Genomic DNA, 14,716 nt, shown 5'->3' with positions numbered 1-14,716 from the left:
ATTGGCTGTGGGTACAGGAATGGTCAGTCTTGACCTTGCAGGGAGTTGCACGTGAACAAGCGTACCTCGGCAGTAAAAGTCCTTGTGGTCGACGATGAGCCATTGATCGTTGAAGAACTCTGCGAATTTCTGGAGAAAAGCGGTTACCGCTGTGTTCCATGTGACTCCGGTCATGAAGCCATCGAACGTTTCAATGAAGACACCGACATCGGTTTGGTGCTCTGCGACTTGCAGATGCCCGGACTCGACGGGATTCAACTGGTTCAGGAGCTGCAACGCCTGTCCGGCAAGCACCGTGCGTTCGAAGCAATCATGCTCACCGGGCGTGCGGACAAGCAGGATGTGATCAAGGCGCTGCGCGCCGGGATTGCCGATTACTACCAGAAGCCGATTGACCTGGACGAGTTGCTCGAAGGCTTGCGGCGTCAGGAAGTGGCCTTGCAGGAGCGGCACAAGACGTTGCAACTGGGGCATCTGAATCAGAAGTTGCAATACCTGTCTGAATCGATCGATGACCTGTATCAGGACCTCGACCGGGTTCGGCGTGCCCCGTTTGTGTCGGGCACTGTGGATTCGGAAGATGGCGCGGTCAGTGAGGCCGATCGGGTGGAGATCCCGGCGATTTTCAATCAGCTGTCGCCTCGCCAGCTGGATGTGGCGCGGCTGGTGGGCAAGGGGCAGACCAATTATCAGATTGCCTGTGAGCTGGGCATTACCGAGAACACGGTGAAGTTGTATGTGTCGCAGGTTTTGCGGTTGACGCATATGCATAATCGGACGCAGCTTGCGTTGGCGTTGTCGCCTAGTAATTCGGGGATGCGGCAGAGGGTTACGGCGCACTGATTTCTTGTTTGTACACAGATCAACTGTAGGAGCCGGCTTGCTGGCGATGGCGCACCGACAGCCAACATCTCTATTGGATGTGCCGCGCTCATCGCCAGCAGGCTGGCTCACACGATAATTCCTGCCGCCCACAAATTCCGCACACACCACCAATCCCTGTAGGAGCCGGCTTGCCGGCGATGGCGGCCTGCCTGGCACCGCCATCCCGGTCTATTGCCCCGACCCACTGTCCACCGCCCCCCCGGCATCCTGATCAAAGAACTCCGGAATCTCATGCTGATAGCTCTTGAGCCAGCGTTGCATGCTCAGTTCCCGTTCAGTCGCGGTGGCCGTCTGTTTTTTTTGTGAGGCGGCCGCGTTGCTGCTTTGCAGTTGCAGCCAGCCTTCGGTTTCCTGTTGTTGCGGTGAGGCCGGGCCGGGGTCGATGGCGTGGGTGGTGAAGGGCAAGGCCAGGAGGCCGAGGCAGCAGAGGGTGGCGGGTTTCATCCGTGGTTCTCCCTACTGAAGGGTCGGAGGGGTGACAGCAGCGACTTGCGCGGCGGCGGTCGAGGCGGGTTTGGCTGGGGTCTTGAGTTTTTCCGCGCGGGCCTGGGCCTCGGTGACCTGGGCCGGGCTCAGGCCGAGGCGGCTGACCAGTTCGGCGGCGCGACTCCAGTCATCCTGGTAGATCAGCAGCGCCACCAGATTCTGCGCGGCCAGGGTGTCGGCCTGCTTGAGCTCCATGGCGGTGAGGAATTCGAATCGGGCGTCTTCCACCCGCAGTTGGTTGAGGTACACCACGCCCAGGTCATTGCGGATTTTTTCGTCGGTGGGGGCCAGTCGCGAGGCCCGTTGCAAGTGCGCCTGCGCCAGGCCGTTGTCGCCCCGGGCGGCGGCGAGTTGGCCCAGGCCGTGTTCGGCTTCGGCGGCCAGGCAGCTGCCGAGCAGGCTACGGTACAGTGGCTCGGCTTCGCTGCGGCCGAGTAATCGATAGACCTTGGCTTTGCGCAGGCGCACGTCGGCGAGGTTGTCCGGCAGGCTTTGCAGGTTGGCCAGGCTGGCGTGCAGTTTGCCTTCCTTGGCCATGTCATCGGCCAGGTTCAGCGACAGCTGTTGATCGGAGCTCAGCTTGCCACAACTGGCGGAGTCGGTCAGCGCGCTCCAGGGTGTTTGACCGGTGCTCGCGCAACCGCTGAGCAACAGCAGACTCAAACCGGCAATCATTGCTTTCATCACGATCCCTCTACGAAGCAAAAGCCCGGGCCAGGGCAGTGAGCCCCGGGCCGGCCAGGACGATCAATAACGCCGGGAAGAGGAACAGCATCATCACGACGGACATTTTGGCGGACATCTTGGAAATGTATTCCTGCAGGCGCGTCAGGCGCCGGTCATCGAGCAGCAGCTTGAGCGCCAGCAGCGATTTCATCGCGCCGCCACCCTGATGAATCAGCTGTTGCAGGATCACGCAGGTGTCGGTGAACTCGTCCACCGCGAGCAGGCGCGAGGCCTTGTTCAGTTCCTCGGCCAGTTCCAGACCAGAGTCGACGCGGGTCAAGACCAGGCGCAGTTCATGGGTCAGGATCGGCAGCAGTTGCTTGCCTTCATTGCTCAGGACGCGCAGCGATTGCTCCACGGCCATGCCCGACTCAAACAGAATGCGCAGCAGCGGAATGAAGGTGGAAATCTCGATCGCCAGTTTTTTCTGCCGATGGTGGGCGGCGGCGGCGAGCAGGCGTTTGGGCAACAGATAACCGATGCCGAGGGCGAACGCCGGGACGATCCACGGGTTGGCCACTTGCGGGAAGAACAGCCCCTGGACCAGCGCACTCAGGGCCAGTGCCAGCACCGGCACACCCACCTGGCACGCGGCGAAGATCGCGCGTTTGCGTGCGGTTCGCCAGCCGAGGGCGTTGAGCAGTGTTTGGGTTTCGTTATCGAGGCTGACCGATTGCTGGCCGACGCGGCTGCTGCCCAGCGCCTGCAGCCATTGGCTGAGGCGGTTGTCGACCGGGGGCTTGCCATCCAGCCTTTGCACCACCTGGCGAGCACGCCGACGCAGTTCCAGCACGACACTGAACAGCATCAGCGATGCCAACAGAAACAGCAGCGAGCTCAGCAGCATTGACGGGTTCATAGGCTTCGCAACATCCGCCACAGCGCCACACAGCCGAACACCTGAAAGCCCAGCGCGGCGATCAGCATCGTTTGCCCCGAGCCGTCGTTCCACATGGCCAGCAGGTACGTGGGATTGGAGATCAGGAAGTAACCGGCGAGTGCCACCGGCATCGCCGCCAGAACCACCGCCGTGACGCGGGTTTCGCCGGTCATGGCGCTCAGTTGGCGCGCCGCCTGCTCGCGTTCGCGGATCATCTTGATCAGGTTCTCCAGCAGCTCGCTGGCATTGCCGCCGTAGCGATGGTTGACCTTCAGCCCGAGGGCAAACAGACGCAGTTCATCTTTGTCGTAGAGCTCGGCGAAGTCCGAGGTGGCGTCGGGCAGGCTGACGCCCAACTGCACGTTGCGCTGCACCCGCCCCAAGGCATTTTTCAGCGGATCTTCGGCGGCATTGATCGCACCCAGCACGGCGTCGGCGAGGGTGCGTCCGGATTTCAGGCTGCGCACCGTGTGATCGAGCAGTGGCGGCAGCTGTTCGATCATGCGCTTGAGCCGGCGTTGATAACGCCATTGAACAAACACCCTCAGCAGCAGGGGCGGCAGCAACGACGCCAGCAGCAAACCGATCCAGCCGCCCGCCACTACACCGATTAAAGCCAGCAGCCCCCAGAGCGCCAGCCACTGTCCAATCCGTTCAGTCGGCCGCCCCAGGCCGGCGCGCAAAAAGGCCCGCTCCAGCGCCGTCCATGAGGTTTTCTGCACAACCCGTTCCGGTTGCCCCTGACTCAGGCGCTCCAGCACGCGCTGGGTGCCGGGCTGACGCAAGCCGCGATAAAGGAGGCGCGCCGACAGTCCGAGCAAGACCAGGCAAACGAGGATGAGCAGCAGCGGTTTGAGCATGCCGTGGCCTTCAGTACGCCGTAGGGGAAAACGCCGACTCGCGACGCAGTTTGTCACCGGCAGGGTTGATCGCCTCGCGCAGAAAACCGAAGCCGTTGCGTCGGTCGAGGCGGAACAGCGTGTTGGTCACGTACACGTCTTCGCGGATGCCGATCACCTCCACCACTTCGCTGACGCAGCGACGGCCGTCGGGCATGCGTGTCAACTGAATCACCACGTCGAGCGCTGCGCAGATCATCTGGCGCAAGGTCCGTTCGGCGATGCTGCGCCCCGTCAGGCCGACCAGGGTTTCCAGACGCAGCAAGGCATCCTGGGCATTGTTGGCGTGGACGGTACTCATCGAGCCGTCGTGGCCGGTGTTCATCGCGGTCAGCACATCGACCACTTCGACACCGCGGATCTCGCCGAGGATGATCCGGTCCGGGCGCATCCGCAGGGCGTTGCGGATCAGGTCGCTGGCCTTCACTTCGCCATGGCCTTCGGCATTCGGCGGACGGGTTTCCAGGCGCACCACGTGCGGGTGGCCCAGTTGCAGTTCGGCGACGTCTTCGATGGTGACCAGGCGTTCATGAGGGTTGATCAACTGGCTGAGAATGTTCAGCAATGTGGTCTTGCCGGTGCCGGTGCCGCCGCTGATCAAAATATTGCAGCGCTTGCCCACGGCCTCTTGGAGGAACTCGTAAATCGACTGATCGATGGTTTGCATGGCCATCAGGTCGGTGCTCTTGAGCATGTCCTGGCGGAATTTTCGAATCGACAGGCAAGGACCGTCCAGCGCAATCGGGGGAATGATCGCATTGACCCGGCTGCCGTCCGGCAGGCGCGCATCGACCATCGGTGATGACTCATCGAGCCTGCGCCCCAGTGGCGCAAGAATGCGCTGGATGACACGCTCGACGTGGTGCGCATCGATGAAACGCAAGTCGCTCTGGTGCAGCACGCCGTCACGCTCGATGAACACCCGGTGGGGGCCGTTGACCAGGATTTCGGTCACCGCCGAATCGCGCAGCAGCACTTCCAGCGGACCGAAACCGGTGAGCTCGTCGACGATTTCTTCGGCCAGACGCTCCATCTCGTAGCGGGAAATCGCCAGGTGCAGGCGCGCGATGTACTCGGCGACTTTGTCGATGACGAACTGCGACAGCACTTGGCGCGAACCTTCCAGCAGGTTTTTGCCCGACTCTTCGATGGCATCGATGATGTAGCGGTGCAGCACCAGTTTCAGGCCTTCGTGATCGGTATTGCCGGTCACCGCGCGCGGGCTGGCGCCGAACAGTTTCTCTGCGTTCATTGCGCACCTCTCAAGCGACTGAACCAGGACTTGGGTTTGGCCAGGCTTTCGGAGCGTTTGGCCAAGCGCTCACCGAGGGCGCGCAGGCTTTGGGTGAGGACTTCTCGCGGCGCCAGTTCGAACAGGGTCACGCCCTGGTTCTTGGCGTTCAGGCGCACCTCGGGGCTGTAGGCGAGGGTGGCGATGATTTCCATGCCGAAGCTTTTGCCCAGGGCTTCCGAGTCCGGCGCCACGGTGCGCAAGTAACGATCGACCAGCAGCCGGGCGTGATCGAGCTTCATGCCTTTTTCACGCCACAGGTTGAGCACCGCCAGGTTGCGGCGGCAGTCGAGCACGTTCTGATCGGTGTACCACAACAGCTTGTCGCAGTGGCTGACGAAGGTGCGCAGGGCTTCACTGTCGGGCTGGCCGGTGAGGTTCACCACGATGTGCTGGAAGTGTTGGCGCAAGGCGCTGAGCAGCATGTACAACTCGGCGGCGCTGGTGTGTTCCAGCGGTTCATCGTTGCTGGCGTAGGCGAGGATACTCAACCCGACTTCGCAGCGGGTGAAGGCGCTGTCGATCAGCGTCGCATCGAGGCGGCGGACATGGCGCAAGGCATCACCGAAATGAAACGAACTCTCCAGGCCGAGCAAGGCCAGACTGTCGCCGCGAGGCAGTCCAAGGTCGAGCAGCAGCGTTTGCTGGCCGCTCTTCTGCACCACTTGCGCCATATGGTTGGCCAGCAGCGCACCGTCGGCATTGCTCTGTACGCCGTACAACACGGTCAGGCCGCCCAGGTGGTTGCTCGGCGCCACGGCGGGCAGGCGCTTGCTCAGGCGCCTGACCAGCCCGGCGACTTCACTGGAGCGTGAACCATAAGCGACAAAATCCCGGGCGCCGGCGCGCATGGCGTTGAGTACCAGTTGATTGTCCATGCCATCGCCCAGCGCGACGATGGCCAACATCGGTTTGGCTTCCAGCGCACCTTCGATCAATGCGCACTGCGCGACCAGGTGTTCACGGTCAAGGCCGACGAACACCAGGTTGGCGCAGGTCACATCCACCAGCGCCAGCAATTCGTCGAGGCTGCCGGCACCGGCACTGACGACCTGGCCCAACGGGGCGAGGGCGCCCTGCAGCCACTCCAGATCGGTGCTGTTGCGCGTGATCGCAAGAAAGGTCTGACTGAGGTTCTGGCTCATTGCGATAACCCGCTGCGTTTATCGAAGTCGCCGTTTTCAAGGAAGTACAGGCGATACCAATTCGGATCGTAGTTGCGCAGTTTTTCGCCGGGCAGCGACGGCAGCTGTGCATTCACGGCCAACGGCTGTACCAGATGCGGGGTGACGATCATCAGCAATTCCCGTTCTTCGCGATTGATCGAGGAACTGCGAAAGAACGCGCCGAGGATCGGAATGTCGCCCAGCCCCGGAAACTTGTTTACCTGCGAGGTGTTTTGCGTGCTGATCAAGCCGCTGATGACGAAACTCTCACCGTCGGCCAGGGAGATGCTGGTGTCGGTGCGACGAATGGTGAAGGCCGGCACCGTGGTGCCGCCGATGGTCACGGCGTTGTTGTAGTCAAGTTCACTGACTTCGGGAGCGACCTTGAGTGCAATCTGGTCGTTCCCGATCACGGTCGGCGTGAGCGTCAGGCGGATGCCGAACTCCTTGTATTCGATGGAGTAGCTGTCGCTGTTGGCGCTGGGAATCGGGATCGGAATTTCACCACCCGCCAGGAAGCTGGCGCTCTGTCCGCTGAGCGCAACCAGGCTTGGCCGGGCCAGGGTGTAGGCGAAGCCACTGCCCTCCATGGCGTTGATGATCGCGAGGAAGTTACCGCCACCGGCGACGATGTTGAACATGTCGTTGGCCAGCGGAATGCTCGGCACGGCAATGCGCGGGTCGAGGTTGCGCAGCGGGAAGACCCGTGGTGTCACCGCCGTGTTCGGCACTGTGCCCGGGGAGCCGAACAGGAAGTTCGAGGATTTGCCGTAGATCGAAGTGGCGGCTTCCTTGAGTTTGGTGCGGCTGACTTCTACGAAGCGAATGTCGGTTTGTACCTGCGATGGCAGCGAGGGGTCAGCGGACGGTAGTTGTCGTGCGGAGGTCATGGCCGTCGTCGCGCGCCCCTGGACGAACACCATGCTTTGGCGCGGTGCGCTGGCACAGGCTGTCCAGACCATCAGGCTGGTCGTGCCGGAGGCGACGCCGGTTAGCAGGAACGCCTGATTGCCATTGACCCGTACGTCGGCGATTTTCGGGTCCCCGACGGCGATCCGGGTAATGGCCACGGGCGATTGCAATTCCTGTTGCTGCCCTTCGCCAACTTCCAGTGCGGCCGGCAAAGGGCCGAGCGAAGCGCAATTGCCGGTTGCAGCGTTGACCGACGCCAGCGGCAAGCCGCTCAGTAAGGTGGCCCAGATCAAGCCGTTGAACAACGGCGTAAAATGTCTGCGCATTAAAAGTGCGTCCTTGCTCGATTCAGGGGGTCTGTTGAGTGATTTCGTTACCGCGGATCACTTCCACACCGGACTTGCGTGGTGCGGCTGCGCCACTGCTGGTGATCGGTTTGGGCGGTGCTGTCATGGCCAGTTGGTTGAACTGCACCAGTTCGCGATTGGCGTTGGCGATATTGGCCGGTGATTCGCTCTCTCCGGCCCAGTAGCGCGACAAGCGTTTTTCATCTGCGCTGCGCACGGCCAGGCGCAATACCCCGGCCTGCGCGGCGAGCATCAGCCGACTCATGAGTTGTTCGGGCACCGCGAGCAGGACGGTGCGGGCGCTGGCGCGCTGTTCCTGGCGAGTTTTTTCATCGCTGTTGTGCGTCGGGCTGGCGGGTTGCCCGTCATTGGTCAAACCCATCTGTTCGCCCACCCCCAGCACACGCAAGGCAGGCACCACGAGTTGCGCCGAGGGCTGCAGGTTGTTGGTGTCCATGCGCAAAAACAGCAGCACATCGACATAGTCGCCCGGTGTCAGTTGCCCGCCGGCATTGATCACTTCATCCACGGCGACGGCCAGGGCGCGTTCGTCGGGGCGAATCATCCGCGCCAGTTTGCTGCCGGCGTCAAAGCTTTCGTCACTGAGCCAGCTGCCGGCGCTGAGGGCGCGCCACGGCGCGCGGCCGATGGCCTGATCGAGGCGGGTCAGGCTGCCTGCCGGGACGGTGAGGAGTTTTTCCAGGGCCACGTCGGCGGCGGTGATTTGCACATATGGCGCGACGTCCCGCTGCAGCACCACGACCGGTTTGCGGGTGGTGTCTTCTTCGAGGGGCACGGGTGGTTGAACGCTGGAAGTGGGCGTAACGCTCCCGGTTTGCGCAACGGGTGCGGCGACGGGTTGGCGGGTCAGTGTGAAACCCCAATACCCGGCAATGACAGCACCCACCAGAGACAATCCGGCAAGACCCAGGATGACACGGCTGTTCATGACGGCTCTCCCTTTCCTGCTGCTCAAAGACTCGTTGTATATCAACGAGAAAACTTCGCAATCAGGCAGCTATGAACATAAAACTATTTCGCTATTTGACCGTAGTCCAGCTAGAGCAAAACGCCATTACCCAGAGCGAAAAATCCATTGAAAGTAAAACATTACGATGAAATGCAAGGTTTTTTGACGTCAACGAAACGACTAATACTTTCGTATTAATGCGTTTTTACAGTTGTTGGTACCCGGAATGCCGACAATGCTGGTGCTGGCATAGGGGAATCATGTTGCGACCGTGCAACACCCGTGGTCTCTGGGAGAACTGTCATGTCTTTTGCCAAGCTGATTCAGAAGGTCAAATCCGAAGTCGCTTTTTACAAAGGTCTGGCCAAGGATACTGAGGGCGCCTCGGGTATTGAGTATGCGATTGTGGCCGCCATGGTCGCGGTGGTTATCGCCGGACTTAGTGGCGACATCGGCACTGAAATCACATCGGTGTTCGGAAAAATCAAAGACGCCTTGTGAGTGATTACGCGAGTTCGTTTCGGCAATTTTGCATTGCTGAAGGCGGGTTCCGATGTCCGTGCTTAATCCATTTCAGGTGTTGCCCATGAGTGCTCCAGGACAGTCACGCCAACAACTTCTTCTGGTCGATGACGAGGAGGACGCAGTGCTTGAGTTGGCGGAACTGCTGGAGGGCGAGGGGTTCAATTGCTTCACGGCGACATCGGTCAAGCTGGCGCTGCAACACCTGACGCGGCATCCGGATATTGCGCTGGTCATCACGGATCTGCGCATGCCGGAGGAGAGTGGCATGTCGTTGATCAAGCGGCTGCGAGAGCATACGTCGCGTCAGCATTTGCCGGTGATTGTGATGTCGGGGCATGCGGATATGGACGATGTCAGTGATATGTTGCGGTTGCAGGTGCTGGATTTGTTTCGCAAGCCGATTTATCACGTGAGGTTGTTGGAGACGTTGAATAATCTTTTTCCTTTGCCGCAGGTTTATTTGGTCAAGGGGTGATTGCGGTTTTGGCCTTGGCGGCCTCTGGGCCGACCAGGCTCTTGGTTGATTGAGTACATATCCGTTGCTGCGGTAAAGGCGGCTTATGGTTTCGCCCTTACGGCGAGTCCCTTTTGTCAAACGCCACAAAAGGAACCAAAAAGTCTCGCCCCTTTCGTACGGCCCCTCGCTTAGGCTCGGTGTTCCTTCGCTCCGGCATTCATCCGGGGGCATCGCCTCCGGTCTGCTTCGCGACGACCTCCTCTCGATGTGTGCGGCTTCGCCGCACGGCGCTGCGCGCCCACCCCCCGGATAAACGCCTCCACTCAGCCTGCCGAGGGGGCGGGTGGATCAAGATCGGCAGGCGAGCTAACGCTCGGCCTTTGGAGTGGTGAAGAGCGTGGGTGTGCTCGGAACCGGCTTGCTGGATGGCGGCCTGATTGCCGACCAGTTTCTCGTAGATACGCCCAGGAATCTGTAGGAGCCGGCTTGCTGGCGATGGCGTCCGAGCATCCAACCAATCTCTCCACATGCACCCATTCCAACTGTGGGAGCCAGACTGCTGGCGATGGCGTCCTGACAACCAACCAATCCCTCCCGGATACACCCCATCCACCCTACAACTGATAACTGAAACTAATGCTGTACCGCGGCTTGCGATTGAAGGTGTCCAGCGCTTCATCGGACATGGGTTTGGCTGCTTCCAGTGCAATGTTGTAGTACCTGGCATCGCCAAACCTTAATCCCACCGCCGCCGATGACATGTCATTACCTTTGACCGGCAGTTCGTTGAACCAGGTTTTGGCCCGGTCCAGGACCACATAGGGTTGTAGGACCCTGAGCCATTTCCAGTCGCGGTTGAAGCTGTAGTTCACTTCGTAAGCCACCCCCCAGCCCTTGTCACCTGAAGCCTGGTCGTCGGGGTAGCCGCGGCCGAAGTTTTGTCCGCCGAACACGGCGCGTTCGCTGTCGGGCAGGGTGTCGTCGCTCCAGTACAGCGCGGCCGATACCACGCCTTGCCAGTTGTCGAAGAATTTATCGCTTTGCACCCCCGACAAACGCAGCCGGAAGAAGTCCAGGTCCAGAGCGCTGTTGTTGGTTTCGGCGCCCATGCTGTCGAGGCCCTGATACAGCCCGCCACTGAGGATGCGCAGTTGTTGCGCATCGGCTTTGCGCCAGTCGCTTTCGAACGCCAGGGCGCGGATGTCGGTGCGTTCTTCGACGCTCAGCGGGAAGCCCACCACTTTGTAGCGGGTCTTGTCGTTGACGGCGTATAAGCGCGCGCCGGCGCTGAGCAGTTCGTTGGGCGAGGCGATGACCGGATGGTTGAAGCCGATCGAGTAGCGGTCGTTTTCCCGATGGGGTTTGAGCTCAAGGCCGTTGTCGAGTTGTACATTCGTGCCCGGGTCGGCGCGGTAGCGTGAGGCGGATAGCGCCAGTTGCGTGCCTTCGGCATTGAGGAACTGGTTGTAGTCCAGACGGTAGTAATGCTCATCGTCATCCCCCGGGGGAAACAGGCCGCTGAGGCTCAGTTGTTCACCCATGGCGGTTTGTGAATTGCTGCTCACGCCGAGCAGGGCCTGGGTGCCGTTGCGGTTGTCGTCGGTGGTGCTCAGGCTGCTGGTGAAGGGTTTGCGGCTGGCCTGGGCGATGAGGTCGGTTGCGCCATCGGTGGTGCCCGGTGGTGGTACTTGTGCTTGCAAGGTCACGCCGGGGATGCGGCTCATCAGCGTGGTGTAGCGTTCGAAGGTCTTGCGGGTCAGTGGCCGTTCGGCCTGGAGTTTGGCCACCAGTTTGTCGAGCAGGCCCTTGACCCGACCGACGTCGCCCTGCAGTTGATAATTGCGGATATAGCCTTCCACCAAGACCACCCGCGCCACGCCGTTATCGAACGTCTGCTGGGGCAGAAACGCGTAGGACAGCAGGTAGCCATCCTGTTGATAGCGACGGGTGATATTGCGCGTCGCTTCGATCAGGTCGGCCAGGCTGGATTCGTGGCCCAGCAGCGGTTGGTAGATCGCGGCCAGTTCGCTGAGCGGGTAGATGGTCCCGCCTTCAATCTGCACGGTCTTGAGATTGACTTTGGTGCCCATCATCAACGGCTGCGCTTGCGCGGCGCCGGGTTCCGGCACTTGCAGGGGCGCGGCCGTCGGGCGGTAAGCGTCGGCGGGCAGGTTCGGTACGGGCAGGTTGCGGATGGTGTCGTTGCTATTGAGAAAGCTGGGGAGGGTATCGGCGAAGGCGGTGCAGCTGAGGGGCAGTAACAGCAGGCAAGCAACAATGCGCATAGGACACTCCCTGTTCAATCCGCGGTATGGCGAGGATCTCCGTTATCCAAAGAAAAAGGCGGAAGACTGATTAGAATCTTCCGCCTCCAACCAAGCGTAGGCGCTGTAGGTAAGGCCGTCGAATCGGCCAGGTGCAATTCAGCGATTGTTTCCTCCCAGTGCGCCGGTCAGCCCACCCAACACACCGCCCAGGCCACCTGTGGTGCCAGTGCCGGTGCCGCCGTTGACCAGCCCGCCGACTGCCGCGACGGTGCCGCCCACGGTGGTGACCGTGTTGCCGACTGCCGTCACAACCGGGTTGGCGGTGCTGCCGGCAATCGCTCCGCCGAGGCTGGCGACGGCGCCGCCTGCCTGGCCAGTGAGGCTGGCGACCGGAGCGCCGATGCCGGTGGCGCTGCCGATGGTTTGGGTCAGCCCGGACACGCCAGTAGTGACTGGATTAACGGCACCACCGACGAAGGTGCCGACGCTGGCAAGCGCTGCGGTCGGGCCAGTGTTGGCGATACCGCTACCGCCCAGTGCGCCTCCCACCGACGCGATCAGATTACCGCCGGCAACGCCGTTCACACCGACTGCGCTGACCACGCCGTTGGTATTGCCGATGTTGAGTCCGCTGCCGACGTTGACCACCGCGCCACCGACGGTTTCCAGCAGGCCGGTGCCACCCAGGCCGCCGCTGCCGCCAGATCCGCTGCCGTTGGCCACCAGGCCTCCGACTTTGCCAACCGTAGTGCCAGTGTTGCTCAGCGCGCCACCGACGGTGTTGGTCAGTGGGTTGCCATTGCCGGCATCGGTAACTTTGTCACCTACGCCATCCACGGTGTCGCCGACTTTCTGAACGATGCCCTTGAGCGGATCGCCCAAACCGGTGGCGTCGCCGACCTTGTCGGTGGTGCTCTCGACCATGGCGATCACCGGCACCAGTTTGTTGCCGACTTCCTGGGTCACCGAGCCCAGCGGGCCGCTGGTGGTCGCGGTGCTCAAGGTGTCGCCGAGCATGGTGACTTTTTCGCCGACGCCATCGAGCACCGGGGCCACCCGGGTCACCACGCCACCCACTACCGGCACGCTGCTGGTGGTGGTCGCGAGTTTGCCGCTGACATCGGAAACACCGTTACCGAGATCCTGCACCACGCCACCCACCGATGAGGCGGTAACGCCCAGGCCGTTCGGGTCGGTGCCCAGTTGGCCCAAGCCATTGGCCACGCCGTCACCCAGTGTGCTGACCACATTGCCGGTGGTGTTCACCACGCTTTGCACGACACCACCGACCACCGGAACCGAGCCCAGCGAATCGCCGATCTGCCCGACACCGTCACCGACGCCACCGACGGTGGTGCCGACATCCTTGACCAGGGTGGTGGTCACCAGCGGCGTGACTGTTGGATTGGTCGGATTGGTCGGGTCTGTCGGGTCTGTCGGGTTGGTTGGATTGGTTGGGTCAGTGGTGCCGCCACCGCCCGTGCCTCCGGTACCTCCGGTGCCTGTCCCGCCTGTGCCAGCGGTGCTGTCTGAACCACCGGCTGCACCACCCGCGCCCGCAGCGGTCTGGCCATCGGGTGAGGCGCTGTCGGAGCTGCTCTTATGACCGCCACCGCCGCTGCTGCAGCCGGCGAGGCCGAGGGATAGAACGAGCGCCAATGCGGTTGCTGATTTGCACCAAACTTGAGTTTTCATAAGTAAAATTCCTTGCACCTGTAACAACGTCGTTGTCTTCGATGGCTGACCGGTTCTGTCGCCGGCCATGCCTTCGTCCGTTGTCCACATAACAATCGCAAGGGCTCTACAACACCATTCTCCACTTGGTATTAAGCCGTTTGATAAACACGCGCGCGTGCTGCCTAAGGGCTAATACCTTGGGTATAGCCGCGGATAAAAATGCTTTTGAAATCAACGAGGATGTAGTTGGAGAGGGCAGAGGCGGGGGCGCTGAAAACTTAAGTGATATATACACAATTAACGATGTTCCGGCAGCGCCTGCAGAGGATGCGTTCCACTGCAGGTATCGCCGAAAGCTGCAATTTTTTATCTGTCAGGCGACCGGCCGCCAGTGCCCGACCATGTGTTCAAGATCTCCAGCGCCGATCAACTGCAATTCACCACTGGACCCCGCAGCGCTCGCCAGCAGCGCCACTTCGCTGGGCAGGCGTACCGGTTTTTTGAATTGCACCGCGATCTCGATGTTCGCCGCCGGCAGATGATCGGCCAACGCGGCCAGTGTGCGTGCCTTGTTCCATAGCCCATGGGCGATGGCCGATGGGAAACCGAACAATTTGGCGCTGGCCGCGCTCAGGTGAATCGGATTGTAGTCGCCGGAAACCTTGGCGTATTGCCGGCCGATATCCACAGGTGATTTCCATTGCGCCACTTGCGTGAGCGTCAACGTCGACGCGAGTAAGTCCTCCACGGACTCGCCTTCGAGCTTGACCCCTCGGCACAGCATCTGGCTTTCAGCTTCCCATAGAGTCCCGAGTTGATCATCCAGGGTGGTCACCAGATCGAACGTCGCACCCTTGGCGTGAGGTTGCAGGTTTTGCACATGCACACTGACCCGCACCCGATTCACCCCGCCCATGGGACGCAACACGCGAATGCGATTGCTCAGGTGAATCAGCCCCAGCAGCGGGAACGGAAAGTCCTTGGCGGTGAGCAGTTGCATCTGCAAAGCGAAGGCGAGGATGTGTGGGTAAGTGGGAGGCAGCAGGCTGTTGTCGGTAAAACCGCAGACCTTGCGATAGGCCGCCAGACGTTTCGCATCGACATCCACCCAGCAGCGCAAGCCCGAAGTCGGCAGGGTGGTGCCGGTGATTTTCCGTCGCGTTGCCGCGTGTGCATACAGCCCCGGCAGGCTGGGTTCGCGATTGAGGGTGTGCCAGTCGATAGTCAT

At 61.3% G+C, this 14,716-nt stretch carries 14 protein-coding genes; 3 read left to right on the top strand and 11 right to left on the bottom strand.

Annotated features, from left to right (window positions below; genetic code table 11):
• The first annotated feature begins 51 nt into the window (after positions 1-51).
• On the top strand, positions 52-843 hold the full coding sequence (locus KHO07_RS25665) for a response regulator transcription factor (protein ID WP_212625871.1): 792 nt from the start codon (positions 52-54) through the stop codon (positions 841-843).
• 210 nt (positions 844-1,053) lie between these two features.
• Here the strand turns inward: KHO07_RS25665 and KHO07_RS25660 are convergent, their stop codons facing one another.
• From KHO07_RS25660 to cpaB, 8 genes are read right to left on the bottom strand one after another with little or no spacing between them, the layout of a single operon-like run.
• Positions 1,054-1,329, bottom strand: a complete 276-nt coding sequence (locus tag KHO07_RS25660) for a DUF3613 domain-containing protein (RefSeq protein WP_212625870.1) — start codon at positions 1,327-1,329, stop codon at positions 1,054-1,056.
• A gap of 12 nt (positions 1,330-1,341) precedes the next feature.
• On the bottom strand, positions 1,342-2,055 hold the full coding sequence (locus KHO07_RS25655) for a tetratricopeptide repeat protein (protein ID WP_150735688.1): 714 nt from the start codon (positions 2,053-2,055) through the stop codon (positions 1,342-1,344).
• A 10-nt stretch (positions 2,056-2,065) separates the two neighbouring features.
• Positions 2,066-2,956 carry a type II secretion system F family protein gene (locus tag KHO07_RS25650; protein ID WP_212625869.1) on the bottom strand — a complete coding sequence of 297 codons (891 nt, stop codon included), beginning with the start codon at positions 2,954-2,956 and terminating at the stop codon, positions 2,066-2,068.
• Entirely contained in the window at positions 2,953-3,837 is an 885-nt protein-coding gene (locus KHO07_RS25645; RefSeq protein ID WP_212625868.1) for a type II secretion system F family protein, read from the bottom strand. The genes KHO07_RS25650 and KHO07_RS25645 overlap by 4 nt, the downstream gene beginning before the upstream one ends.
• Before the next feature lie 10 nt (positions 3,838-3,847).
• On the bottom strand, positions 3,848-5,128 hold the full coding sequence (locus KHO07_RS25640; RefSeq protein WP_150735685.1) for a CpaF family protein: 1,281 nt from the start codon (positions 5,126-5,128) through the stop codon (positions 3,848-3,850).
• Entirely contained in the window at positions 5,125-6,312 is a 1,188-nt protein-coding gene (locus tag KHO07_RS25635; protein ID WP_150735684.1) for a pilus assembly protein, read from the bottom strand. The genes KHO07_RS25640 and KHO07_RS25635 overlap by 4 nt, the downstream gene beginning before the upstream one ends.
• On the bottom strand, positions 6,309-7,571 hold the full coding sequence (locus KHO07_RS25630; RefSeq protein ID WP_212625867.1) for a type II and III secretion system protein family protein: 1,263 nt from the start codon (positions 7,569-7,571) through the stop codon (positions 6,309-6,311). Before KHO07_RS25630 ends, KHO07_RS25635 begins: the two co-directional genes overlap by 4 nt.
• Before the next feature lie 22 nt (positions 7,572-7,593).
• Positions 7,594-8,541, bottom strand: a complete 948-nt coding sequence (gene cpaB, locus KHO07_RS25625; RefSeq protein WP_212625866.1) for a Flp pilus assembly protein CpaB — start codon at positions 8,539-8,541, stop codon at positions 7,594-7,596.
• A 324-nt stretch (positions 8,542-8,865) separates the two neighbouring features.
• Between cpaB and KHO07_RS25620 the strand changes: the two genes are divergently transcribed.
• Both KHO07_RS25620 and KHO07_RS25615 read left to right on the top strand, forming a co-directional pair.
• Positions 8,866-9,063, top strand: coding sequence for a Flp family type IVb pilin (locus KHO07_RS25620; RefSeq protein WP_212625865.1), 198 nt, complete (start codon positions 8,866-8,868; stop codon positions 9,061-9,063).
• An 85-nt stretch (positions 9,064-9,148) separates the two neighbouring features.
• Complete coding sequence (locus KHO07_RS25615; protein ID WP_150735680.1) at positions 9,149-9,562, top strand: response regulator; 414 nt, start codon at positions 9,149-9,151, stop codon at positions 9,560-9,562.
• Positions 9,563-10,158: 596 nt separating this feature from the next.
• Here the strand turns inward: KHO07_RS25615 and KHO07_RS25610 are convergent.
• From KHO07_RS25610 to KHO07_RS25600, 3 genes are all read right to left on the bottom strand, one after another.
• Positions 10,159-11,829: a ShlB/FhaC/HecB family hemolysin secretion/activation protein gene (locus tag KHO07_RS25610; RefSeq protein ID WP_212625864.1), complete on the bottom strand. Its 1,671-nt coding sequence runs from the start codon at positions 11,827-11,829 to the stop codon at positions 10,159-10,161.
• A 138-nt stretch (positions 11,830-11,967) separates the two neighbouring features.
• A complete protein-coding gene (locus KHO07_RS25605; RefSeq protein ID WP_212625863.1) occupies positions 11,968-13,506 on the bottom strand; it encodes a collagen-like triple helix repeat-containing protein in 1,539 nt (512 codons plus the stop codon).
• Between the two features lie 355 nt (positions 13,507-13,861).
• On the bottom strand, positions 13,862-14,716 hold the full coding sequence (locus tag KHO07_RS25600) for a MaoC/PaaZ C-terminal domain-containing protein (RefSeq protein ID WP_212625862.1): 855 nt from the start codon (positions 14,714-14,716) through the stop codon (positions 13,862-13,864).

Origin of the sequence: Pseudomonas sp. PP3 (assembly GCF_905336995.1) — a bacterium.
GTDB lineage: Bacteria > Pseudomonadota > Gammaproteobacteria > Pseudomonadales > Pseudomonadaceae > Aquipseudomonas > Aquipseudomonas reinekei.
This window is presented reverse-complemented; position numbering and strand designations above follow the sequence as displayed.